Raw genomic sequence first — 22,243 nt, 5'->3', positions numbered from 1 at the left:
CCAGGTGCCGTCGAAGAGGATCGGTGCCGGGAAGAATTCCGACAGGCTCGGGACGTGGAAGAGCTCATCGCCTTCTGCGTACAGGGCCGGAGTGCCGTCTGCGGTGTTCAGCTCGATCTCCCGTGGTCGTAGTGCCGGGCGCTGCTGCGCCGGCCTTGGCCGTCATCTCGATCGAGTCCAGTCCCGTTGCGGCCACCGTGCGTACGGCGATGGACGACGCCAGGGCGTTCCGGGTGGTCGATCAGTGGTCGGACTCGCTGCGGTATTGCACCGTGATCAGCGGTCGAGCACCTTCGAAAGCATAACAGAACGTCACTGCTCGTCAGGAGCCGCGTCGGGCTCGCGAGCGGGTTCGACATCCAGGGGCTGACGGGAGCGTGCCAGCAGTACAGCCTCCACCAGCACGGCCGAGACGGCGCCGACCAGCAGGGCCAGACCGATCCAGCGCGTCGAGACGGAGTCGAGGTCCCGGACCGCCACCAGGACGAGGATCACAATCAGCATCTTCACGGCCCAGGACCCGAGCACCGTGGCCGCCATCGTCACCGGCGTCATGCGCTTGCCGAGCAGGGCGATCGCGACTGTGGGCAGCACGACCACGAGGGTCAGTCCGGTGCCGATGAGCGCGCCGACGAGAGCGCCGGAATCGGGGCGGGACGCGGCGAGGGCGAGGACGACGGCGTCGAGCAGGAGGCCGACGGCGAGGGCGATGAGCGTGGCTCGCTGCATGGCGCGGTCGCCGACCGCGCGGCGCCGGGACTCAGGGTGCGGAGACATCGGATTCCTTCCGGTGACGGCCTGGGCGCCATCTGAGCGGGTCGAAGGTGAGCAGGACGGCGAACAGGAGTCCGCACGCCCAGAAGATCATCACGGCGCGGGCGGAGAGCACGATGGGCAGCAGCAGCCCGACCGAGATCACCACCGTCCACGTGTACATGATCAGCACGGCGGTGCGCTTGGAGTGTCCCAGGCTCAGCAGGCGGTGGTGCAGGTGCGCCTTGTCGGCGTGGAACGGGGACCGGCCCGAACCGATCCGGCGGACCACGGCGAGGCCGAAGTCGAGGATCGGGATCACCATCACGCCCACGGGGAGCAGGATCGGCAGGAACTGGCCGAAGAAGTCCGCCCCGGAGAGCCGGGCCGGGTCGACCTGCCCGGTCACGGCGATGGTGCTGGCCGCCAGCAGCAGCCCCAGCAGCATGGAGCCGGAATCTCCCATGAAGATGCGCGCCCGGGTGAGGTTGTGCGGCAGGAAGCCCAGACAGGCACCGATCATCACCGCGGTCAGCAGCGCGGCGAGCGAGGAGTAGTCGGTGGTCGAGGCACTGCGGGTCAGCGTGTAGGCGTAGACGAAGAACCCGGCGCCGCCGATCGCCATCACCCCGGCGGCGAGCCCGTCCAGGCCGTCGACGAAGTTCACGGCGTTCATGCTCACCACGACGACCAGCACCGTCAGCACCAGGGCGGTGCGCGGGGAGAGCAGGGTGACCCCGCCGATGGGCAGGGAGACGAGCTGGACTCCCTGCCAGGCCAGGAGCAGGGCGGCGAGGACCTGTCCGGCGAGCTTGGTCACCCAGTCCAGGTCCCACTTGTCGTCGGCCGCCCCGAGCAGGCACACCAGCCCGGCCGCCGCCAGGATCGCCCACGGCTGTCCGGAGTCGCGATACAGGCCCTCGAGGAAGGGGACGTTGCTGGCAACGAGAATCGCGGCGGCGACCCCGGCGAACATCGCCACGCCGCCGAGACGCGGGGTCACGGAATCGTGGACGTCGCGGTCGCGCACCGCGGTCATGGCTCCCGCACGCCGTGCCAGCAGCCTCACGGCGGGCGTGATCAGGTAGGTGACCGCCGCGGAGACCAGGAGGACGAAGAGATAGATCCTCACCCGGTCGGATTCTCCGGCCTGTCCCCCGGCCCCGCTGCAGGGCGGCCGCCTTCGGACGCATCCGTGGCGGGCTCGTCGGTGGTGGGCTCCTCCGTGGCGGGGGATTCCCCGGCGGCAGCGGCGAGGTCGCTGTCGGGAGCGACCGATTCGGAGGAGAGTTCGACGAGATCGGGTTCGGAGGGCAGGTCCAGCACGCCCGCCGCGTCGTCGGAGCCTGCGCCGTCCGCGGAGACGGGCACGACTCCCGCCGTGACCGGAGCACCCTCCGTGCCGTCCTCGCCGGGCAGCTCGGTCCCGGCGGGATCGGCCGCAGGGGCGGTGGTCCCGGCGGCTGTGTCCTCGGAGCCGTCGGCCGTGGGCTCGCTGTCGGCGGCCGGGCGCTCCTCGGGGCTCGGCTCTGGCTCGGGGGCGGTGAAGATGTCGCCGACGACCTCGATGATCTGCTCGGCGGTCACGGCGCCTTCGCGAACGATCTCGGCGGGCTCGACGGTGGTGTCGAGGATGGTGGAGCTGGTGCCGAGTCGGGCCGGGCCGCCGTCGAGGTACTCCTCGACGGCGTCGCCGAGCTGGGTGGCGGCATCCAGCACCGTCACCGCGGCGGGCTTGCCGTGGCGGTTCGCGCTGGAGACGGCGAGCGGGCCGGTGCGGCGCAGCAGCTCGAGGGCGATCTCGTGATCGGGCATGCGCAGGGCGACCGTGCCCCGGGTCTCCCCCAGGTCCCAGGTCAGGGAGGGCTGGGCCTTCAGGATCAGCGTCAGCGGGCCGGGCCAGAACTCCTCGGCGAGGCGCTCGACGTAGTCGGGGACGTCGACGGCCAGGGCCAGCAGCACGGCGTGGTCGCCGACGAGGACGGGCGGTGGCGTGTCCCGCCCGCGGCCCTTGGCCTCCAGCAGAGCGGTGACGGACTCGGCGGTGAAGGCGTCGGCGCCGATGCCGTAGACGGTGTCCGTCGGCAGGACGATCAGCTTGCCCGCGCGGACGGCGTCGGTCGCGGCCGTCAGGGCGGCCTCGCGGGTTTCGGGGTTCTGGGTGTCGTGCACGCTCACCGGGTCAGTGTCTCACTTCCAGGGGTCGGGTCCCCGGCGGCACGGCGCGCCACCAGGAAGCGGTCGCGGCCGGTCAGATCGGGGACGGTGCTGAGGCTGTCGAAGCCGCCGATCCGGGCGGCGGTGTCACGGGTGGCCGCTCCCTGGACGTCGGCGTGCTCCATGATCAGGATCCCACCGGGCCGCAGCAGCCGGGCGGCCCAGGAGATCACCGCGCGGGGAACCTCCAGGCCGTCCTCGCCGCCGCCGAACAGGGAGCGGTGGGGGTCGTGCTCGAGCACCTCGGCGTCCCGGGGCACGGCCTCGGGCGGGATGTAGGGCGGGTTGGCCAGCACCGCGTCGACCGGCGCCATGGCGGCCAGGGTCTCCAGTGCGGGAGTCTGCGGATCGGCCGTCAGGTCGGCCTCCAGGACCCGGCCGCGGCCGGGTCCGGCCAGCTCGAGATTCTCGCGGGCGAGCTCGGCGGCGAGCGGGTCGATCTCGACGGCCAGCACGCGGGCTCCGGGGAGCTCGTCCAGCACCGAGGCCCCGAGCGTCCCGCCGCCGGCGCACAGGTCCACGACGAGCTCCAGCGGTCCGGCCGAATGCTCGCGAAGCAGGTCGGGGACGAGTTCCGTCTCCGGGCGGGGGATGAACACGCCGGGCCGCACGGCGAGCATGAGCCCGCGGAAAGGAGCACGGCCGAGCACGAGCTGGAGCGGTTCTCGCCGCTCGCGGCGCGCGGTCAGCTGCTCCAGGTCCGCGGCGAACGCCTCCGGGAGCTCGTCGAGCAGGACCAGGGGCCGCTCGGTGCGAGCGGCCGCCGCGATCAGGGAGCGGGCGTCGGCGCTTGCCGAGGGCACACCGGCCTGTCCCAGGCGCTGGGTCGTCGAGGCCAGTGCGGCGCGCAGCCGCTCCCGGACGTCGGGCGTGCTCATCGCGCGACTCCGGTCTCGGACTCGGTCTCGGTCTCGGCGGAGCGCTGGGAGTCGGCGAGCCGGGCGGCGCGCTCGGCCTCGCGCGAGGCGGCGATGAGGTCGTCGAGGTCGCCGGCGAGGACCTGGGCGAGGTTCCCGGCCTTGTAGCCGGTGCGATGGTCGGCGACCCGGGACTCGGGGAAGTTGTAGGTGCGGATGCGTTCGCTGCGGTCCACGGTGCGCACCTGGGAGCGGCGGGCGGCGGAGGACTGCTGCTCCTGCTCCGCGCGCCGGGCGTCCAGCAGCCGCGTGCGCAGGATCCGCAGTGCCTGGTCGCGGTTCTGCAGCTGGCTCTTCTGGTCCTGGCAGGAGACGACGATGCCGGTGGGCAGGTGGGTGACGCGCACCGCGGAGTCGGTCGTGTTCACGCTCTGACCGCCGGGGCCGCTGGAGCGGAAGACGTCGATGCGCAGGTTCGCGGGGGCCATCGCCTCGGCGAGCACCTCGGCCTCGTCGGTCTCGTCCGCCTCGGGCAGGACCAGCACGCCGACGGCGGAGGTGTGGATGCGGCCGGCGGATTCGGTGACCGGGACCCGCTGGACGCGGTGGACCCCGGCCTCGTACTTCAGGTGGGCGTAGACGCCGTCGGCCGGTGCCGCCCCGGATCGGGAGCCGATCGCGGCGGTGACGTCCTTGAGCCCGCCCAGATCGGAGTCCGCGGAGGCCAGCACCTCGACGCGCCAGCCCTTGCTCTCGGCGTAGGCGCGGTACATCCGCAGCATCTCGGCGGCGAACAGGGCGGACTCCTCGCCGCCGGCACCGGCCCTGATCTCGAGGATGACGTCGCGGGCGTCGTCGGGGTCGCGCGGGGCGAGCAGGTCCTCCAGGCGCTCGCGTTCCTGCTCGAGGCGCGCGGTCAGCTGCTCGGTCTCGGCCGCGAGCTCCGCGGCGAGCTCCTCGTCCCCTCCCGCGGCGCCGGGCTCGGCGAGCTCGCGAGCGGCCTCGAGATCCGCGGCGGTGGCCTCGACCTGTGCCGCGGTGCTGAGCACGGTGTCCAGCTCCGCATAGCGGCGGCCGATGCGGCGGGCCCGAGCGGGGTCGTCGTGGAGCGTGGGCTCCGCCATCGCCTCCTGCAGGCGGGCATGCTCGAGGCGCAGCGGTGCCAGACGATCATCGTGATCGGCCGTGCTCATCGCCGCGTGCTCCCCTTGTCTCCGGTTCCCCAGTCACCCATCGCTGCCGGACCGTCCGGCCCGGTTGCTCTCCCGCCGCCCGCTCGGGGCCGCTCAGAGAACGACGCCGGTGCACGCCGTGGGGCGCGCACCGGCGTCGGAGTCGTGACTCAGGAGTCCTTCTTGCCGTACCGGGCCTGGAACCGGGCCACGCGGCCGCCGGTGTCCAGGATCTTCTGCTTGCCGGTGTAGAACGGGTGGCACGCGGAGCACACCTCGGTGCTGATGGCACCGTCGGTCTTGGTGCTGCGCGTGGTGAACGAGTTGCCGCAGGTGCACGTCACCTGGGTCTCGATGTACTGGGGGTGGATCTCGGCCTTCATGTCTCTCCTTCTCGGGGTCGCTGGGTCGGTGCCCGGCCGGGCATCGTGAACCAGAACCGACGTCACAGTCTGCCACGGCCCGCTCCCCTTCCGCGAGGGATCGCGGTGCGGCGTGTGCAACATCGCCGCCTCAGGTCGAGCCCCGCACCTCGAGGCGATAGGGCACGACCCGATGCGCCTGCTCGCCGCTGAGCGGTGTCGTCCCCTCCAGCATCCCGGCCACCAGCTCGACCGTCTCCCGCGCGAGGGCCCCGATGTCGATGCTCAGCGTGGTCAGCTCGGGCCTGACCAGCGATGATATCTCGAGGCCGTCGATGCCGACCAGACGCACCTGGTCGGGTACCGCCACGTCCATGGAGTGCAGGGTGCGCAGCAGACGCACCGCGAGCTCGTCGTTGAAGGCGACCAGGGCGTCGGCCCCGGTGGCGAGTGCTCGTTCCAGGGCCTCGCGGTGCCCGCTGCGGGCGTCGACCTCGTGGATCGCCGCCTCGCAGTCCTGGGTGAGCGGGCCGAGGGCGGCGGCGAGCTCCCGAGCGCGCTCGCCGATGCCTCCGCCGGCGAGGTCGAGCACGACGGGACGACGGACGCCGACGTCGCGCAGGTGCACCGCCAGTTCCTGCATCGCCCCGGACATGGTCAGCTCGACCACTCCGGCGCTGTCGACCTGATCCGCAGACCCGTCCAGCCGGACCACCGGCATCCCGGCACCTTCCCGGATCCCGCTGGTCAGCACGCCGTAGCCGACGATCGCGTCGACGCGCCGGGCGAGCTCGGTGGCCACGGTGTCGGGCTGAGGAGCATGATCCGCCTCCGCCAGGACCACGTTCCATCCGCGCGTGGAGCATTCGCGCACGACCGCGGCGCCGAGCTCGGCGTAGTACGCGTTCGAGAGGTCCATGATGACCAGTCCGAGCGTCGTCGGCCCCTGTTCGACCAGCCCGCGACCGAAACGGGAGGGCCGGTAGTTCAGCTCCCGCACCGCCTCCAGCACCCGCTCCCGGGTGGCGGGGCTGATCCCGGCCATGTCGTTGAGGGCACGGGAGACCGTCTGCCGGGAGACGCCCGCACGCTCGGCCACGTCGAAGATCGTCGGCCGGCGCTCCCCCGCGCTCACCGGGTCTCGGACGCCAGGTCCAGCCAGTCCAGATCGGCCTGGGTGAGCTCCACGCCGAGGCCGAGGGTGGACGACCGCATCTCGGCGATGCTGCGCGGGCCGAACAGGGGGAACGTCGGGAACTTCTGATGGAGCACGAAGGCGAGCGCGATGGCCGTGGCGGGCACGCCGTGCTCCTCGCCCAGCGTCCGCGCACGGGCCAGACGCTCGAAGTTCTCCTCGCTGTAGTAGCAGCGCACGAGCTCGGGGTCCGAGAGGTCGTCGGGGTGCGCGCGCCCGGTGAAGAAGCCGCGGGCCTGCGAGGACCACGGGAGCAGGGCGATGCCGCGCTCCTGGAGCCAGGCTTTGGAGTCCGGGTCGGTGGCGTGGACGCAGCCGGCCCACGGCACGTCGAGGGCCTGGGCGAGGCCGAAGTGGTTCGAGAGGATCGTGAAGCCGGTGCGGCCGTTGCGGCGCGCGTAGTCGTTGGCCTCGTCGACGCGCTCGGGCGTCCAGTTCGACCCGCCGTACGCGCGGAAGCGGCCCGCCCGCAGGTGCTCGTCCATCACGTCGACGAACTCGCCGACGGGGACCTCGAGGTTGTCGCGGTGCATCATGTAGAGGTCCGCGTGGTCGGTGCCCTGCCGGTCGAGGGACTCCTCGAGCTGGCGGGTGATCGACTCGGGGTCGCAGTGGGGGGTGTGGGCTCCCTTGGTGATCACCACGACGTCGTCGCGCACGCCGCGATTGCGGACCCACTTCCCGAAGAGCCTCTCGACGTAGCCGCCGCCGTAGATGTAGGCGGTGTCGAACGTGGTCCCGCCGATCTCGTAGAACGCGTCGAACATCGCCGAGGCGTGGGCGAGGTTCATCTGGTTGTCACAGCCCATGACCAGGCGCGAGACCTTCTTGTCCACCCCGGGGATGGAGCCGTAGGTCATGGCGGGGCCGGACTGCACGCTGCCGGCGACCAGCGGGGCGCCGGTGAGGGTGGGGATGTCGGCGTCGTCCGCCTCGAACGGGTAGCGCAGCCCGATCTGCTCCCGCCAGAGGTCGAGGGCCCGGGCCTGGCCGAGCGAGTTCTCGAGCGTCACCTCCGGGACCACCTCGTCCCCCCGGGCGGCCCGTGCGAGCGCGTCGGCCTCGAGGGCGTAGGGGGCGGCCGACGGGATCTCGATCCGCTGGGGCTGCTCGCCGACCACGTCGAGCTCGATCACCTGCTTCTCCCCCAGCCCCCAGGGGTCGTCCAGTCGGATCACGCCGCGGGAGCCGGTGATGGTCGCCGTCTGCGGGTCGGCGAGTCGCACCCCGGTGCGCAGGCTGGCGGTGATGTCACCCGGCAGCGTCACCTCGGCGCTCGCCCACTCGTCCACGCCCGTCTCCCCGATCGTGCCGCTTCCGCGCAGCGCGGTCGGGTCGGCGAAGGCCGTCCGCTGTGCGGCGCCCGCGACGAACCGGGCGAACGACAGCGGATAGCAGCCCACGTCGAGGATCCCGCCGCCGGCGGTCGCGGTCTCGAACAGGCGTCCCGAGCGGCCGCCGGTGTCGAAGGCGAAGGAGGCGTCGACATGGGTGACCTCGCCGATCGCCCCGTCGGCGACCAGCTCGAGCACGCGCACCGTTTGCGGGTGGAAGCGATACATATAGGCCTCGAGCAGGACCTTCCCGCTGCGCGCGGCCAGGTCGCTGAGCGCCATCGTGGTCCCGGAGTTCGGCGTCATGGGCTTCTCGCACAGCACGTGCTTGCCGGCATCCAGCGCGGCGGCGGCGAGGCGCGCATGGCCGGTGTGGACGGTCGAGATGTAGACGGCATCGACCTGGTCCGAGGCGAGCACCTCCTCGTAGCCGCCGATGATCCCCGGTTCCTGGAGCGGGAACTCCTCGGCGAAGGTGCGGGCCCGCTCGGTCGAGGAGCTGCCGACGGCGACCAGCACACCGTCCTGCGAGAACGGCAGCTGCGTGGCGAAGCGACGGGCGATGGAGCCGGGCCCGAGGACGGCCCAGCGGAACGGGGTGGAGGTGGTGCTCATGGAGACGTCGTCGTCCTTCGGGGTCGATGTCCGGGGAGCCGTGAACGTTCACGACCCCGTCACGCTATCTCGACCACCGGCGCGAGGACAAGCGGAACACCCCTTCGTGTCGCGACCCTCCGAGCACGCTCCGACCTCGAACCGTTGACGCCCCTGTCACCCGATGCCATGATCTGCGTCACCCCGTGAACGTTCACGGTCCATGATCGCCACTCGATGAGGAGGGTGTGCATGAGCGACGCGCACGCACGACGACGACCACGTAGGTCCCTGTTCCCGGGCGGGCCGTCCCGCCGTTCGCTGATGGGTGGTGCCGCGGTGCTCCCGCTGGCACTGGCCGGCTGCGGCTCCGACCCGTCCATCTCCGACGATCCCGATCAGCTCGTGATGTGGTACTGGGATCGCTCCGCGAGCCCGCAGCTGCTCGACCAGGCGAGAGAGCAGATCCCCGGCACGGACCGGCATCTGCGCGCCGATGTCATCGGCACCAACTTCGACACGAAGCTGCGCACGAGCCTGGCCGGGAACGCCTACATCCCCGACATCACGTACATCAACTCGAACAATGCCCTCTATTTCACCAACGAGGACCTCTTCCTGGATCTCTCCGAACTCGGTGCTGACGCGGTCAAGGACGAGTTCTACGAGTGGAAGTGGGAGCTCGGGACCACTCCCTCGGGCCGCTTCTGCTTCTTCCCGCTGGACATCGGGCCCACCGGGTTCTACTACCGCCAGGACGTCTTCGAGCAGGCCGGGCTCCCCAGCGAGCCGGGTGAGGTCTCCGAGGCGATCGCGACCTGGGAGTCGTTCGTCGAACTGGGCCGTGAGCTCGACGGCGCCGCCGAATCCGCCCTCGTCAATGACGCCCAGGCGATCTACGAGGGGTTCCTCAACTCCAGTCCCGAGCGCTACTTCGACACCGATGACGCGCCGCTGTACGACCGGCCCGACTCCGCTGTACGGCAGGCCTGGGACGTGACGGTCGCCGCGATCGAGGCGGGCTGCACCGCCCGGATCCCCCGGGACCGGGGCACGGATCAGAACGCCGCGTGGTCCAGCGGCCGCACCGCGGGCAACATCAGCGCCGCCTGGTGGGCACAGATCCTCGAGGAGTCCGCCCCGGACACCGCAGGGTCCTGGCGCATCGCGGACCAGCCCGTCCGGGCCGGCAACAACGGCGGCTCCTTCGCCGCCGTCCCCCGCACCTGCAAGGACCCCGAGGCCGCCCTGGCCTTCATCACCTGGGTCAACTCACCGCAGAACCAGGCGGTCGCCTATCAGGACGTCCAGCTCTTCCCGTCCACACCTGCCTCGTTCGACGAGCCGACGATGCAGTACGCGGGCGACTTCTTCGGCGACCAGGACCCGCTGGAGTTCTTCTCCGCCGCCGCTGAGACCGTGCCGACCTCCTTCATCAGCACCTGGGAGACCGTGATCGCCGGGACCTTCACCCTCGAGATCACCAACGTCGAGACCGCGGGGAAGGACCCCGAACAGGCGTGGCAGGACGCCCTCACCCAGTCCGCGAAGGTCCTGGCCAAGAGAGGGGTGGAGCAATGAGCACCACTGCCACCACCGCACCCACGTCCCGCGGCGGCGAGAACGTCGCCCGCCGGAGGCGACGGATGCGCGAGCGCCTGCCGCTGTACCTGGCGATCTCCCCCTTCTATCTGCTCTTCGCCGTGTTCGGGCTGTTCCCGATCGTGTTCTCGATCGTGCTGTCGTTCACCGACTGGGACGGCATGGGGGACATCTCCTTCGTCGGCCTCGCCCAGTACCAGTACCTGCTCACGGACGGGCGCTTCTGGAACGCCGTCGCCAACACGTTCATCATCTGGTTCCTCTCCACGGTGCCGATGCTCTTCCTGGCGATGGTCATCGCCTTCCTGCTGCACCAGAACATCCGCTTCACCAAGGTGTACCGGGTCGCGTTCTTCCTGCCCAACGTCACCTCGATGGTCGCCATGGCCATTGTCTTCGGATCGGTCTTCTCCGACACCTTCGGCCTGGTGAACTCCGCCTTGACGGCACTGGGCATCGACGCGGTCCCGTGGCTCTCCAGCAACTGGGGGATCAAGGTCACGATCGCCGTGATGGTGATCTGGCGATTCACCGGGTACAACGCGATCATCTTCCTCGCAGGCCTCCAGGCGATCCCCACCGATCTGTACGACTCGGCGAAGGTCGACGGCGCGAATCTCGCGCAGGTCTTCTTCCGGATCACCGTGCCGATGCTCCGGCCGATCATCCTGTTCACGGTTATCACGTCGACCATCGGCGGCCTGAGCCTGTTCACCGAGCCCCAAGTCCTGCTCGGTGACAGCGGCGGCGCCGGTGAGGCCGGCATGACGATCGTCCTCTACCAGTACAACCAGGCCTTCACCCAGTTCGACTTCGGATACGGATCAGCCATCGCCTGGGCACTGTTCCTGATCGCCGCCGTCTTCTCGATCATCAACTGGCGCCTGGTCTCGGGCAGAGGCGACGGCACCGGCCGCCCCACGCCCGCGAAGAAGATCTCCCCCACGACGGAGGCCCGCCGATGACCACTCTCACTCCCGTTCCCGATCAGAGCGCGGACCCGGGCTCGGCGGAGAGGACGCGCGGCCCGGGCACGAAGCACTATGTCGCCAGGGGCCGAGTCACAGGACTCATCACGCACCTGTGCGTGCTCGTCGGCGTGCTCCTGTCGATCTTCCCGTTCTACTGGCTGATCGTCATGTCGACGTCGACAACCGGCGAGATCTTCGGCTACCCGCCCAAGCTCACTCTCGGCACCAGCTTCACCGAGAACGTCCGCAACGTCGTCTCCAGCGTCGACCTGCTGGGGTCGCTGACGAACACGATCATCGTCTCGACCGCGTGCGCCGTGCTGGTCATGTTCTTCGACTCGCTGGCGGCCTTCGCCTTCGCCAAGTTCGACTTCCCGGGCCGGAAAGCCCTGTTCGTGCTGCTGATCGCGACGATGCTGGTGCCCGGCAGCCTGTCCCTGGTTCCCAGCTTCATCCTCATGTCCGAGCTGGGATGGGTGGGCACCCTGCAGGCCCTGATCGTCCCGGGAGCGGCCAACGCCTTCGGCATCTTCCTGCTGCGGCAGATGGCGGCCGGATCGATTCCCGACGAGCTCGTGGAATCGGCGCGCATCGACGGGGCCGGCTTCTTCGCGACCTACTGGCGGGTGGCCGTCCCGCTGCTGCGAGGGGGTCTGGCGTTCCTGGGGATCTTCACGTTCATCACCGCATGGAACGACTACGTCTGGCCGCTGATCGTGCTCGTGGATCCCGAGCGCCAGACCCTGCAGACCTCGCTGCAGAACCTCAACTCGCTGTACCTCACCGACTACGGGATGGTGATGGCGGGAGCGCTGATCAGCGTCGTCCCGCTGATCGGCGTGTTCATCATCGGCTCGCGGCACTTCATCGCCAATATCGCCGCCGGGGCGATCAAGGGCTGAGGTGCCGGCTGCCCCGGCGCCCGACGCCCCATGAGAGAGAGCCTGCTGTCATGTCCGTCCAGGACATGACAGCAGGCGCTCCATCGGGTGGCTCGTCGCCGTCCGGAGGGTCAGTCCGGGTTGCGGCCGTTCACGCTCGGCGTGTTCTTCTGGACCGTCATGAGGAACTCGGTGTTCGACTGGGTCTTCTTGACCCGCTCCATGAGCAGTTCCAGGGCCTGCTGCTGCTCGAGGGAGCCGAGCACGCGGCGGAGCTTCCACATGATGGCCAGCTCCTCCTTGCCCATGAGAGCTTCCTCGCGGCGCGTGCCCGAGGCGTTGACGTCCACGGCCGGGAAGATGCGCTTGTCCGCGAGGTGACGGGACAGGCGCAGCTCCATGTTGCCGGTGCCCTTGAACTCCTCGAAGATCACCTCGTCCATCTTGGAGCCGGTCTCGACCAGGGCCGAGGCCAGGATGGTCAGCGATCCGCCGTGCTCGATGTTCCGGGCCGCGCCGAAGAACCGCTTGGGCGGGTACAGCGCCGAGGCGTCGACACCGCCGGAGAGGATGCGACCGGAGGCCGGCGCGGCGAGGTTGTAGGCGCGCGAGAGGCGCGTCAGCGAATCCAGCAGCACCACCACGTCGCGGCCCATCTCGACCAGGCGCTTGGCGCGCTCGATGGCCAGCTCCGCGACGATCGTGTGGTCCGAGGCGGGACGGTCGAAGGTCGAGGCGATGACCTCACCCTTGACCGTGCGCTGCATGTCGGTGACCTCCTCGGGGCGCTCGTCGACCAGCACCACCATGAGGTGGACCTCGGGGTTGTTCTGGGTGATCGCGTTGGCGATCTGCTGCATGACGATGGTCTTGCCGGCCTTCGGGGGCGCGACGATCAGACCGCGCTGGCCCTTGCCGATGGGCGAGACCAGATCGATCACGCGCGGGGCGAGGTTGGTCGGAGCCGTCTCCAGGCGGAGGCGATCGTCCGGGTACAGCGGGGTGAGCTTGCCGAAGTCCACCCGCGAGCGGGCACGGTCCGTGGGCATTCCGTTGACCGTGTCGACCTGCACCAGTGCCGCGTACTTGGACTGGTTGCCGCCGCCACCGCCCTTGCCGCGGCGATTGCGTCCGCCGCCGTGGCGCTGGGGCTGCTCGAACTGCTGGTCCTCGCCACCGCGGGGCGGCTTCACCTGGCCGGTGATGGCGTCGCCCTTGCGCAGGCCCGCGCGCCGGACCTGGTTCATGGTCACGTAGACGTCGCTCGGCCCGGGGAGGTACCCGGTGGTGCGGATGTAGGCGTTGTTGTCCCGGACATCGAGGATGCCGGCGACCGTCATCAGCTCCTCGCCCTCACGGGGCTCGGCATCCTCGTTCTGGTCGCCGCGGCCATCCTGGTTGCCCTGGCCGCCCTGGTTGCCCTGGTTGCCCTGGCCCTGGTTCCCCTGGCTGCCGTAGCCGCCCTGGTCGTTCTGGCCGCCGCGGCCGCGACGCTTGCGGTCGCGCGAGCGGTTGCGATTGCGCGACCGGCCGCGACGATCGTCGTCGACGTTGTCCCCGCCCTGGCCGCGGTCGTCCTCGTCCTCACCCGAACGGTCGGGCAGCTCGATGTCCTCGAGGCGGCGACGCTGGCCCGCGCCCTGCTGCTTCCCGCCCTGCTGGTTACCACGGCGATCCTGGTCACCACGACGGTCCCGGCCCTGCTGGGAGCCGCGGTCCTGCTGGGAGGCGCGGTCCTCGCCTCGGCGAGCGTCGTCCTCGCTGCCGCTGTCGTCACGGGAGCGGTCCTGGCCGGCGGTGTCCTCGCGGCGATCGCCACCCCGGCGATCCTCGCGGCGGCTCTGGCGGCGATCGTCCTGGCGCCCGCCCTGGCCGCGGTCCTCGTCACGGCGAGCCGCGCTCTCGGTCGCCGCGCTGGCCACGGGCAGTTCCAGCCCGAGGTCGGGGGCGGCCTCGGTGCTCTCGTCCCGCTCGCGCGAGCGGGACCGGCCGCGGCCGGAGGAGCGAGTGCTCTCGGCGGCCGAGGCCGGCTCCTCCTGCGCCTCACGCGTCGACGTGCCGCCCCTGGTCGCGGGCTCGCTCGTCGCGGCCTCGTTGGCTGGTGCGGCGGGGCTCGCCGGTGCGGCGGGCTCTGCGGCGGCCGGCGGCGTTTCCTGCGGGGCCGGGGCGCTCTGCTGGGCGGGTGCGGCGGAGGGGGCCGACGTGGACCCGCCCCCGCGGATCGCGTCAATCAGCTCGCCCTTGCGCAGGCGGCGGGCGCCCTTGATGCCGAGTCCGGCCGCGATGGACTGCAGCTCGGGAAGCTTCTTCGCCGCGAGATCTGCGCCGGAAGTGGTGTCGTTCACCCGGGTTCCTTCCTGTCGGACCGGCCGATGCCGGTCCTGATCTGGTCTGGGGGTGCCGCTGCGTGGCAGAGGGACGATGTGGTCCGGGTGCCGCAGCAGCTCGTCCGAGCAGGAGTCGTATCCACGGTGCAGGGCACCGGTGATCGGCCTGCTGGTGTGCTTCGGGGTGCGTCGGCGTCGGTGCACGGGCCTGCTCGGCACGACGTGCGCGGAGCGCAGACGAACATGCGGGACGCTGATCAGGGATATGCATCGTGACGCGGAACCCTGCTCGACGCGTGGGCTGCAGTGTTCGCAGTGCTCACAGTCTTCGTGCAGTGCTCATGGCCGGACGATGCCGCCTGGACGCATGCTCAACCTACCACAGGGGCGGCAGCGCGCTCCCGGACCGGGACCTGGGCGATTCGCCACGTCTCGGGCTCGTCGACGATGCGGCGGACCAGCGGGGCGATCTCGGATCGGCGCCCGGACAGCACCAGCACCGACGGTCCGGCCCCGGAGATCACCGCGGGATGACCCTCCTGTCGCAGCACCCGCATCAGCTCGAGGCTGCGAGGCATCCCCGGTGCACGCTGCTCCTGGTGCAGGCGGTCCTCGGTGGCCTCCATCAGCAGCGCGGGATCACCGGCGAGCGCATGCACGAGCAGCGCCGCGCGCGAGGCGTTGAAGACCGCGTCCTCGCGCGGCACCGTCTCGGGCAGCAGCCCGCGCGCCTGGTGGGTGGACAGCGTCGCCGTCGGCAGCAGCACCAGCGGGCGGAGGACCCCCGGGGCATGGGTCAGAGGAACGGCGCGGGCCCTGCCGGCGTCCATCCACGACAGCGCGACGCCCCCGAGCACGGCCGGCGCGGCGTTGTCGGGGTGGCCCTCGAACTCGCTCGCCAGCTGCAGCAGGCCGGCGTCGTCGAGCGCCTCGGGCTCCGCGAGCAGACCGCGGGCCAGCAGCAGCCCGGCGACGGTGGCGGCCGCGCTGGAGCCCAGTCCCCGGCCGTGCGGGATGCGGTTGACGGTGCGCAGGCGCACCCCGACCTGCGGGGCGCCGGCGTGGTCCAGACCGCGACGCAGGGCGCGCACCACGAGGTGGTCCTCCCCGGCGGGCACCGAGTCGGCGCCTTCACCGGTGGCGTGGATCTCCGTGCCGCCGGTGGTGGCCTCGAGTTCGAGGTCGTCGCAGAGCTCGAGCGCGAGGCCGAGCGTGTCGAAGCCCGGTCCGAGGTTGGCCGCGGTCGCGGGGACCCGCACGGAGACCCGGGGATGCTGGATCCTCACAGGCCGATGGCCTCGGCGGCGGCCTTGACGTCGGCCCCGATCACCGTCGGGGTCATGTCGCGCTGGGACAGGGCCGTGTCGATGTCCTTCAGCCCGTTGCCGGTCACCGTCACCGCGATCGTGGCGCCGGCCGGGACGAGGCCCCGCTCGGCCTGCTGGAGCAGGCCGGCCACTCCGGCCGCGGACGCCGGCTCGACGAAGATCCCCACCTCGGCGGCGAGCAGACGCTGCGCATCGAGGATCTGCTGATCGGTGACGGCGTCGATGAGGCCGCCGGAGTCGTCGCGGGCGGCGAGGGCGAGGGTCCAGGACGCGGGGGCACCGATCCGGATGGCGGTGGCGACGGTCTCGGGGTCGGTGATGGGGTGGCCGGCGACGAAGGGCGCAGCGCCGCTCGCCTGGAACCCCCACATGGCCGGGAGCGAGGCGGTGATCCCGGCCTCGTGGTATTCGCGGTAGCCCATCCAGTACGCGGAGATGTTGCCGGCGTTGCCGACCGGGAGGACGTGGATGTCCGGGGCGCGGCCCAGGGCGTCGCTGACCTCGAACGCGGCGGTCTTCTGGCCCTGCAGGCGGTACGGGTTCACGGAGTTGACCAGCTCGACGGGATGCTCGGCGTCGAGCTTGCGCGCGATCTCGAGGCAGTCGTCGAAGTTGCCCTCGACCTGGATCAGCTGGGCACCGTGGACCACGGCCTGGGCGAGCTTGCCGGCCGCGATCTTGCCCTGCGGCAGCAGCACGGCGCAGGTCATGCCCGCCGCGGTGGCGTAGGCGGCGGCCGAGGCGCTGGTGTTGCCGGTCGAGGCGCAGACCACGGCGGTCGCCCCGTCGCCCACGGCCTTGGTCATCGCCGCGACCATCCCGCGGTCCTTGAAGGAGCCGGTGGGGTTCTGTCCCTCGACCTTGATGTGGACCTCTGCGCCCACGCGCTCGGACAGAGCCGGGGCGGGCACCAGCGGGGTCCCGCCCTCCCCCAGGCTCAGGAGGGTATCGCCCTCGGCGAAGGGCAGGTGCTCGCGGTATTCGGCGAGGACGCCGCGCCACTGGTGTGCCATGGGGTCATTCTCCTTCGATGCGCAGGACGGAATCGATGCCGAGGACCGTCGCCGTCGCGGAGAAGACGTCCAGCGACGCGGTCATCGCCGACTCCAGGGCGCGGTGGGTGGTGATGCCGATGCTCGCCAGCGCCTGCTGCTCGGTCCCGTCGCCCTCCAGCAGCTCCTGGTGGATGGTGGAGATGGAGATGCCGTACCCGGAGAGGGTGCCGGCGATCTCGGCGAGCACGCCGGGGCGGTCCTGCACGGTCAGCGAGACGTAGAAGGCGCTGCGCAGGTCGTCGATCGCGATCACGTCGAGCTCGGCGTAGCGCGACTCGCGCGGGCCCACTCCCCCGCGCACGCGCTGACGGGCCGCGGAGACCACGTCGCCGAGGATCGCCGAGGCCGTCGGTGCGCCGCCGGCTCCCTGGCCGTAGAACATGAGCGACCCGGCGGCGTCGGCCTCGATGAACACGGCGTTGTAGGCGTCGGAGACGGAGGCCAGCGGGTGGCTGTCGGGGATCAGCGCCGGGTAGACCCGGGCGGAGACCCGCTCACCGGTCTCGTCCTCGATGCGCTCGATGATCGAGAGCAGCTTGATGGTCCGGCCCATCCGGGTGGCCGCGGCGATGTCCTGTGCGGAGACCTCGGTGATGCCCTCGCAGTGGACGTCGGACAGGCGCACGCGGGTGTGGAAGGCCAGCGAGGCCAGGATCGAGGCCTTCGCGGCGGCGTCATGGCCCTGCACGTCGGCGGTGGGATCGGCCTCGGCGTAGCCGAGCTCCTTCGCGCTCTCCAGCGCCTCGTCGAAGCTCGCCCCGGTGCGGGTCATCGCGTCCAGGACGTAGTTGGTGGTGCCGTTGACGATGCCGAGAACCCGCTGGATGCGGTCACCGGCCAGGGACTCGCGCACGGGCCGGACCAGCGGGATGGCCCCGGCCACCGCCGCTTCGAAGTACAGGTCCACGCCGTGGATGTCGGCCGCTTCGTAGAGGGCCGCGCCGTCCTGGGCGAGCAGGGCCTTGTTCGCCGTCACCACGCTGGCTCCGCCGGCCATGGCCTCCAGCAGGAGCGTACGGGCGGGCTCGATGCCGCCGATGACCTCGATGACCAGGTCCGCCTGCTGGACGAGGGACGTGGCGTCCTCGGTGAGCAGTTCGGCGGGGACGTGCTCCCCGCGGTCGCGGGTCAGATTGCGCACGGCGACGCCGATGACCTCGAGGCGGGCGCCGATGCGGTGGGAGAGGTCCACGCCCTGCTGGGAGAGCAGGCGCAGCACCTCGGTGCCGACGGTGCCGGCTCCGAGCACGGCGACGCGCAGGGTCGGCAGCTCGGTCGAGGTGTCGGCGCCGGCCGGTGACGGCGGGCTGCCGGGAGAGCTCTGGGACATGCGTGAGGTGGTCCTTCCACACGGTCCGGCGGTGGCCGGGGGCGGGCTCTGGCACTGTATCGGAGGTCACGGGTCCTTCGTGACCGTCGATGAACGACGAAGAACTGTGCGCGGACCCACGGACCGCGCCCGCTCCTCAGCCGACGTCGAGGGCGAGGAGGTCCTCTTCCGTCTCGCGACGCATCAGCGTGCGCAGCTCTCCGTCGCGCACGGAGACCACCGCGGGGCGCGGGACGTGGTTGTAGTTCGAGGCCAGGGAGTAGCAGTAGGCGCCGGTCACCGGGACCGAGACCAGGTCACCGCGCTGCACGTCGGCCGGGAGGTACTCGTCCTTGACGACGATGTCCCCGCTCTCGCAGTGCTTGCCGACCACGCGCACGACTTCGGGGGCGGCGTCGGAGACGCGTCCGGACAGCAGGCACGAGTAGTCCGCGTCGTACAGCGCAGTGCGCACGTTGTCGCTCATGCCGCCGTCGACCGAGACGTACACGCGGTGATGCGGGCCGCCGAGGTGGACGTCCTTGACGGTGCCCACCGAGTACAGCGTGTGGGTCGAGGGGCCGGCGATCGCGCGGCCGGGCTCGAAGGACACGTGCGGCACGGGGAGAGAGAGCGCCGCGGCCTCCTGCTCGATGATCCGGGCGATGCCGGCGGCCAGCTCCTCGGGGGTCGAGGGGGTGTGCTGGGTGTTGTACATGACGCCGAAGCCGCCGCCGAGGTCGAGCGCGGGGATCTCCCGGCCGAGCTCGTCGCGGACCTGGGCCATCAGCTCCAGCACCCGGCGGGCGGCGATCTCGAACCCGCCGACGTCGAAGATCTGCGACCCGATGTGGGAGTGCAGGCCCACCAGGTCGAGCGTCTCCGGTCGGGCGATCACGCGACGCACCGCCTCGAGGGCGTCCCCGGCGGTCAGGGAGATCCCGAACTTCTGGTCCTCGTGGGCGGTGGCGATGAATTCGTGGGTGTGGGCCTCGACGCCGGTGGTCACACGCAGCATCACCGAGGCGACCACGCCGAGCTCCCCGGCGAGACGGGAGACCTGGTCGATCTCCGCCAGGGAGTCGATGACGATGCGCCCGACGCCCGTGGACAGTGCGCGGCGGATCTCCGCATCGGACTTGTTGTTGCCGTGCAGGGCGATGCGCTCGGTGGGGAAGCCGGCGCGCAGGGCGACCGCGAGCTCACCGCCGGTGGAGACGTCCAGGCCGAGCCCCTCCTCCTGCATCCACTGCGCCACCGCGGTGCACAGGAACGCCTTGCCGGCGTAGTACACGCCCGACCCGCCGAGATGGGCGAAGGCGCCGGCGAACGCGTCGCGGAAGCGGACGGCGCGGGAGCGGAAGTCCTGCTCATCGACGACGAAGACGGGAGTGCCGACCTGCTCCGCGATCTCGTGGACGCTGAGGCCGCCGGTGCGCAGCGAGCCGTCCTCACCGCGCACGGTGGTCTCCGACCACAGTCCGTCGATCAGCGTGTTGACGTCGGTGGGATACGGCAGCCAGGTGGGGGCGGCGTCGTTGCCGTGGAGGGCTCCGGCCTCGTGGGCGCGCATGTCTGCTCCTGTGGTCTGCTCGATGGCCGGTCGCGGGCGCGGCGGCGACTCCCGACCCTAGACCGAGCCGGGCCGGCGCTGGAGCCGCGTCCGCCCCGCGGGCTCGCCGACGGGGCTGCCGTGCCGGCCCGTCCGGCCGGTCGGTGGGCATCTGTGCTGGTCAGCGTGCCTGCTGAGACGGCAGCGCGGCCGCCGAGGTGTCCCGGGTGAGTGATCGCACTTGGTAGTCTCCCGATATCGGAGCGGAAGCCGGCCTCCGCCGCCCTCCGGCAGCGCGACGGCGCGGGCTTCCCGGCCGCTCCCGTTCGAACGTCGCGAAGGAGACACCGTGCCCGCAGCCGCTTCCCGTCCCGATCCCGGCCACCAGCTGGTGGTGGTCGCCAACCGGTTGCCGGTCGACACCCGCACCCTGCCCGACGGGGCGACCGAGTGGGTCACCAGCCCCGGCGGCCTGGTCACCGCGATGGAGTCCGTGATGCGCACGGTGGAGTCCGGGGCGTGGGTCGGCTGGGCCGGTTCGCCCGGGGAGCCGCCCGAGCCGTTCGAGGCCGACGGGATGTCCCTCTACCCGGTCCGTCTCGAGCAGGAGGACATCGAGCGGTACTACGAGGGCTTCTCCAATGCCACGCTGTGGCCGCTGTACCACGACGTCATCGTCGATCCGGAGTTCCACCGCACCTGGTGGGGCTCCTACGTCGGCACCAACCGGCGCTTCGCCCGCGAGGCCGCGGCCGTCGCCGAGGAGCACGGGACGGTGTGGGTCCACGACTATCAGCTGCAGCTGGTGCCGCGGATGATCCGCGACGAGCGCAGCGACGTGCGCATCGGATTCTTCAACCACATCCCGTTCCCGCCCGTGGAGCTGTTCTCCCAGCTGCCCAAGCGCAACCAGATCCTGCGCGGGCTGCTGGGGGCGGACCTGGTGGGATTCCAGCGTGAGAGCGACGCCCAGAACTTCGTGGCGGCGGTCCGCAAGCTGCTGGGCTACCACGTGGACGGGCAGACCATCTCGGTCCCCGGTCTGGGCGCCGCCCCGGTGCGCGAGGTCGTGGCCCAGACGTTCCCGATCTCCATCGACTCCGCCTCGATCTCCGCGCTGACCGAGGATCCGGAGGTGCGCGAGCGGGCCGTCCAGCTGCGCAAGGACCTCGGCGATCCGCAGAAGATCGTGCTGGGCGTGGACCGCCTCGACTACACCAAGGGCATCCGTCACCGGCTCAAGGCCTGGGGCGAGCTGCTCGACGACGGCTCCGTGGATCCCCAGGACACCGTCATGGTCCAGGTCGCCACGCCGTCGCGCGAGCGGGTCGAGGCCTACAAGCAGCTGCGCGACGAGGTCGAGCTGACCGTCGGCCGGATCAACGGCGACCACTCCTCGATCGGTCGTCCCGCCGTGTCGTATCAGCACCGCTCCTTCGACCGCCGCGACATGACCGCCCTGTTCATGACGGCCGACGTCGTGCTCGTCACGGCGCTGCGGGACGGGATGAACCTGGTGGCCAAGGAATACGTGGCCTCCCGTCCGGATCTCCAGGGCGTGCTCGTGCTCAGCGAGTTCGCCGGCGCCGCCGACGAGCTCCGCGCCGCGGTGACGGTCAATCCCCACGACATCGACGACCTGAAGGCCGCGATCCTGCGGGCGCTGACGATGCCGCCGGAGGAGCAGGAGGAGTCGATGCGCTCCCTGCGCCACCAGGTGATGGAGAACGACGTCCAGGCCTGGGCGCACGCCTTCCTCCACGAGCTGGAGCAGATCGGGCGTCCCGAGCAGGTGGCCAAGCCCGTCATCCGGCTGACCGGGGACGAGCCCAGCGACCCCGAGGCGGTCGAGTCCGCCCTGCGCGACTTCGCCACCGTCCCGCGGATCCTCGTGGCCTCCGACTTCGACGGGGTGCTGGCGCCGATCGTCGCCGACCGCGACGCCGTCCAGCCCGACCCCGAGGCCCTGATGGCGCTGCGCGACCTCTCCGAGATGCCCGGCGTCGCGGTGGCGCTGGTCTCCGGCAGGGCGCTGAGCAATCTCGACTCCCACACCTCGATGCCGAGCTCGGTGGTGCTGGTCGGCTCGCACGGCGCCGAGGTCGGTGCGCTGCCGCCGTGGATGCAGGCCGAGGTGCTGGACTCCGCGGCGCTGACCATGTCCCCCGAGAAGGAGGACCTGCTCGCCGCGATCACCGGCAACCTGAACCGGATCTCCCGTGCGCATCCGGGTGCCGAGGTCGAGACGAAGCCGGCGGCCGCCGTGCTGCACACGCGCAACGCGCGCGGGCGGGGCTCGATCAACGCGACCGAGGCCGCCCTGGAGTACGCGGTCACCCTCCCCGATGTCACCGTCACCCCCGGCAAGGAAGTCGTGGAGTTCTCGGTCGTCCACACCTCCAAGGGCGCGGCGATCGACGCCCTCGCCCGCGCCAGCGCGGCCGATGCGTGGCTGTACCTGGGCGACGACGTCACCGACGAGTCCGTCTTCTCCCAGCTCGGCGAGGGCGACGTCGGCATCAAGGTGGGCGGCGGGGACACCGCGGCCCGGCTGCGGATCGAGGACATCGACGCGGTCCGCTCGTTGCTGCAGCGCCTGGTCGAGCTGCGCGGGCCGCAGGGCTGAGGAGCGGGCGGCGAGCGGGCTCGCTCGCCGCCCTTCGCGCCTGAGCGTCGCGTGGAGATGCGCAACCACGTGACCTGTTTGATCCCGGGCACCCTGGTGACGGTTGCC

General features: G+C 71.2%; 17 protein-coding genes. 4 read left to right on the top strand and 13 right to left on the bottom strand.

What is annotated here, in order from left to right; genetic code table 11:
• Nucleotides 1-312: 312 nt before the first annotated feature.
• The 8 genes from AC5020_RS15120 to AC5020_RS15085 all read right to left on the bottom strand — a co-directional run bounded on the left by AC5020_RS15120 (nucleotide 313) and on the right by AC5020_RS15085 (nucleotide 8,505).
• The gene (locus AC5020_RS15120) at nucleotides 313-777 is read right to left on the bottom strand and encodes a Cg1360 family ATP-synthase-associated protein (protein ID WP_377019776.1); all 465 of its coding nucleotides are present in this window, start codon (nucleotides 775-777) and stop codon (nucleotides 313-315) included.
• Nucleotides 761-1,885: a glycosyltransferase family 4 protein gene (locus AC5020_RS15115; protein WP_464988876.1), complete on the bottom strand. Its 1,125-nt coding sequence runs from the start codon at nucleotides 1,883-1,885 to the stop codon at nucleotides 761-763. Before AC5020_RS15115 ends, AC5020_RS15120 begins: the two co-directional genes overlap by 17 nt.
• On the bottom strand, nucleotides 1,882-2,931 hold the full coding sequence (locus AC5020_RS15110) for an L-threonylcarbamoyladenylate synthase (protein ID WP_464988875.1): 1,050 nt from the start codon (nucleotides 2,929-2,931) through the stop codon (nucleotides 1,882-1,884). Before AC5020_RS15110 ends, AC5020_RS15115 begins: the two co-directional genes overlap by 4 nt.
• Nucleotides 2,928-3,848: a N5-glutamine methyltransferase family protein gene (locus AC5020_RS15105; RefSeq protein ID WP_377019771.1), complete on the bottom strand. Its 921-nt coding sequence runs from the start codon at nucleotides 3,846-3,848 to the stop codon at nucleotides 2,928-2,930. The genes AC5020_RS15110 and AC5020_RS15105 overlap by 4 nt, the downstream gene beginning before the upstream one ends.
• On the bottom strand, nucleotides 3,845-5,020 hold the full coding sequence (gene prfA, locus AC5020_RS15100; RefSeq protein WP_464988874.1) for a peptide chain release factor 1: 1,176 nt from the start codon (nucleotides 5,018-5,020) through the stop codon (nucleotides 3,845-3,847). The genes AC5020_RS15105 and prfA overlap by 4 nt, the downstream gene beginning before the upstream one ends.
• Nucleotides 5,021-5,169: 149 nt before the next feature.
• Nucleotides 5,170-5,382, bottom strand: a complete 213-nt coding sequence (gene rpmE, locus AC5020_RS15095; protein ID WP_464988873.1) for a 50S ribosomal protein L31 — start codon at nucleotides 5,380-5,382, stop codon at nucleotides 5,170-5,172.
• A 130-nt stretch (nucleotides 5,383-5,512) separates the two neighbouring features.
• Nucleotides 5,513-6,460, bottom strand: a complete 948-nt coding sequence (locus AC5020_RS15090; protein WP_464988872.1) for a LacI family DNA-binding transcriptional regulator — start codon at nucleotides 6,458-6,460, stop codon at nucleotides 5,513-5,515.
• A gap of 32 nt (nucleotides 6,461-6,492) precedes the next feature.
• Nucleotides 6,493-8,505: an aldo/keto reductase gene (locus tag AC5020_RS15085; RefSeq protein ID WP_464988871.1), complete on the bottom strand. Its 2,013-nt coding sequence runs from the start codon at nucleotides 8,503-8,505 to the stop codon at nucleotides 6,493-6,495.
• Between the two features lie 231 nt (nucleotides 8,506-8,736).
• Here AC5020_RS15085 and AC5020_RS15080 point away from each other — a divergent pair, with 231 nt between their 5' ends.
• Genes AC5020_RS15080 through AC5020_RS15070 form a run of 3 tightly spaced genes read left to right on the top strand, consistent with a single transcriptional unit; the run spans nucleotide 8,737 to nucleotide 11,959 of the window.
• Nucleotides 8,737-10,065 (top strand): ABC transporter substrate-binding protein, encoded by a 1,329-nt coding sequence (locus AC5020_RS15080; RefSeq protein WP_464988870.1) that lies wholly within the window; start codon nucleotides 8,737-8,739, stop codon nucleotides 10,063-10,065.
• Nucleotides 10,062-11,051, top strand: a complete 990-nt coding sequence (locus tag AC5020_RS15075) for a carbohydrate ABC transporter permease (RefSeq protein WP_377019763.1) — start codon at nucleotides 10,062-10,064, stop codon at nucleotides 11,049-11,051. Before AC5020_RS15080 ends, AC5020_RS15075 begins: the two co-directional genes overlap by 4 nt.
• Nucleotides 11,048-11,959, top strand: coding sequence for a carbohydrate ABC transporter permease (locus AC5020_RS15070; RefSeq protein WP_377019762.1), 912 nt, complete (start codon nucleotides 11,048-11,050; stop codon nucleotides 11,957-11,959). The genes AC5020_RS15075 and AC5020_RS15070 overlap by 4 nt, the downstream gene beginning before the upstream one ends.
• Before the next feature lie 110 nt (nucleotides 11,960-12,069).
• Here AC5020_RS15070 and rho read toward each other — a convergent pair whose 3' ends face one another.
• From rho to lysA, 5 genes are all read right to left on the bottom strand, one after another.
• Nucleotides 12,070-14,283 (bottom strand): transcription termination factor Rho, encoded by a 2,214-nt coding sequence (gene rho, locus AC5020_RS15065; RefSeq protein WP_464988869.1) that lies wholly within the window; start codon nucleotides 14,281-14,283, stop codon nucleotides 12,070-12,072.
• 353 nt (nucleotides 14,284-14,636) lie between these two features.
• Nucleotides 14,637-15,551 (bottom strand): homoserine kinase, encoded by a 915-nt coding sequence (gene thrB, locus AC5020_RS15060; RefSeq protein WP_377019760.1) that lies wholly within the window; start codon nucleotides 15,549-15,551, stop codon nucleotides 14,637-14,639.
• Nucleotides 15,548-16,606, bottom strand: a complete 1,059-nt coding sequence (thrC, locus tag AC5020_RS15055; protein WP_464988868.1) for a threonine synthase — start codon at nucleotides 16,604-16,606, stop codon at nucleotides 15,548-15,550. Before thrC ends, thrB begins: the two co-directional genes overlap by 4 nt.
• 4 nt (nucleotides 16,607-16,610) lie before the next feature.
• A complete protein-coding gene (locus AC5020_RS15050) occupies nucleotides 16,611-17,978 on the bottom strand; it encodes a homoserine dehydrogenase (RefSeq protein WP_377019758.1) in 1,368 nt (455 codons plus the stop codon).
• Between the two features lie 136 nt (nucleotides 17,979-18,114).
• Nucleotides 18,115-19,530, bottom strand: coding sequence for a diaminopimelate decarboxylase (gene lysA / locus AC5020_RS15045; RefSeq protein WP_464988867.1), 1,416 nt, complete (start codon nucleotides 19,528-19,530; stop codon nucleotides 18,115-18,117).
• Between the two features lie 328 nt (nucleotides 19,531-19,858).
• Here lysA and AC5020_RS15040 point away from each other — a divergent pair, with 328 nt between their 5' ends.
• Nucleotides 19,859-22,135, top strand: coding sequence for a bifunctional alpha,alpha-trehalose-phosphate synthase (UDP-forming)/trehalose-phosphatase (locus AC5020_RS15040; RefSeq protein WP_377794170.1), 2,277 nt, complete (start codon nucleotides 19,859-19,861; stop codon nucleotides 22,133-22,135).
• The last annotated feature ends 108 nt before the right edge of the window (nucleotides 22,136-22,243 follow it).

The organism is Brachybacterium sp. SYSU DS0246, assembly GCF_059391765.1.
This window is presented reverse-complemented; position numbering and strand designations above follow the sequence as displayed.

What these genes read in the sequence shown, in the direction of transcription:
- AC5020_RS15120 (WP_377019776.1), bottom strand. Translation starts at nt 777, where the DNA reads ATGTCTCCGCACCCTGAGTCCCGGCGCCGCGCGGTCGGCGACCGCGCC.
- AC5020_RS15105 (WP_377019771.1), bottom strand. Translation starts at nt 3,848, where the DNA reads ATGAGCACGCCCGACGTCCGGGAGCGGCTGCGCGCCGCACTGGCCTCG.
- prfA (WP_464988874.1), bottom strand. Translation starts at nt 5,020, where the DNA reads ATGAGCACGGCCGATCACGATGATCGTCTGGCACCGCTGCGCCTCGAG.
- rpmE (WP_464988873.1), bottom strand. Translation starts at nt 5,382, where the DNA reads ATGAAGGCCGAGATCCACCCCCAGTACATCGAGACCCAGGTGACGTGC.
- AC5020_RS15085 (WP_464988871.1), bottom strand. Translation starts at nt 8,505, where the DNA reads ATGAGCACCACCTCCACCCCGTTCCGCTGGGCCGTCCTCGGGCCCGGC.
- AC5020_RS15080 (WP_464988870.1), top strand. Translation starts at nt 8,737, where the DNA reads ATGAGCGACGCGCACGCACGACGACGACCACGTAGGTCCCTGTTCCCG.
- AC5020_RS15075 (WP_377019763.1), top strand. Translation starts at nt 10,062, where the DNA reads ATGAGCACCACTGCCACCACCGCACCCACGTCCCGCGGCGGCGAGAAC.
- AC5020_RS15070 (WP_377019762.1), top strand. Translation starts at nt 11,048, where the DNA reads ATGACCACTCTCACTCCCGTTCCCGATCAGAGCGCGGACCCGGGCTCG.
- thrC (WP_464988868.1), bottom strand. Translation starts at nt 16,606, where the DNA reads ATGGCACACCAGTGGCGCGGCGTCCTCGCCGAATACCGCGAGCACCTG.
- AC5020_RS15050 (WP_377019758.1), bottom strand. Translation starts at nt 17,978, where the DNA reads ATGTCCCAGAGCTCTCCCGGCAGCCCGCCGTCACCGGCCGGCGCCGAC.
- lysA (WP_464988867.1), bottom strand. Translation starts at nt 19,530, where the DNA reads ATGCGCGCCCACGAGGCCGGAGCCCTCCACGGCAACGACGCCGCCCCC.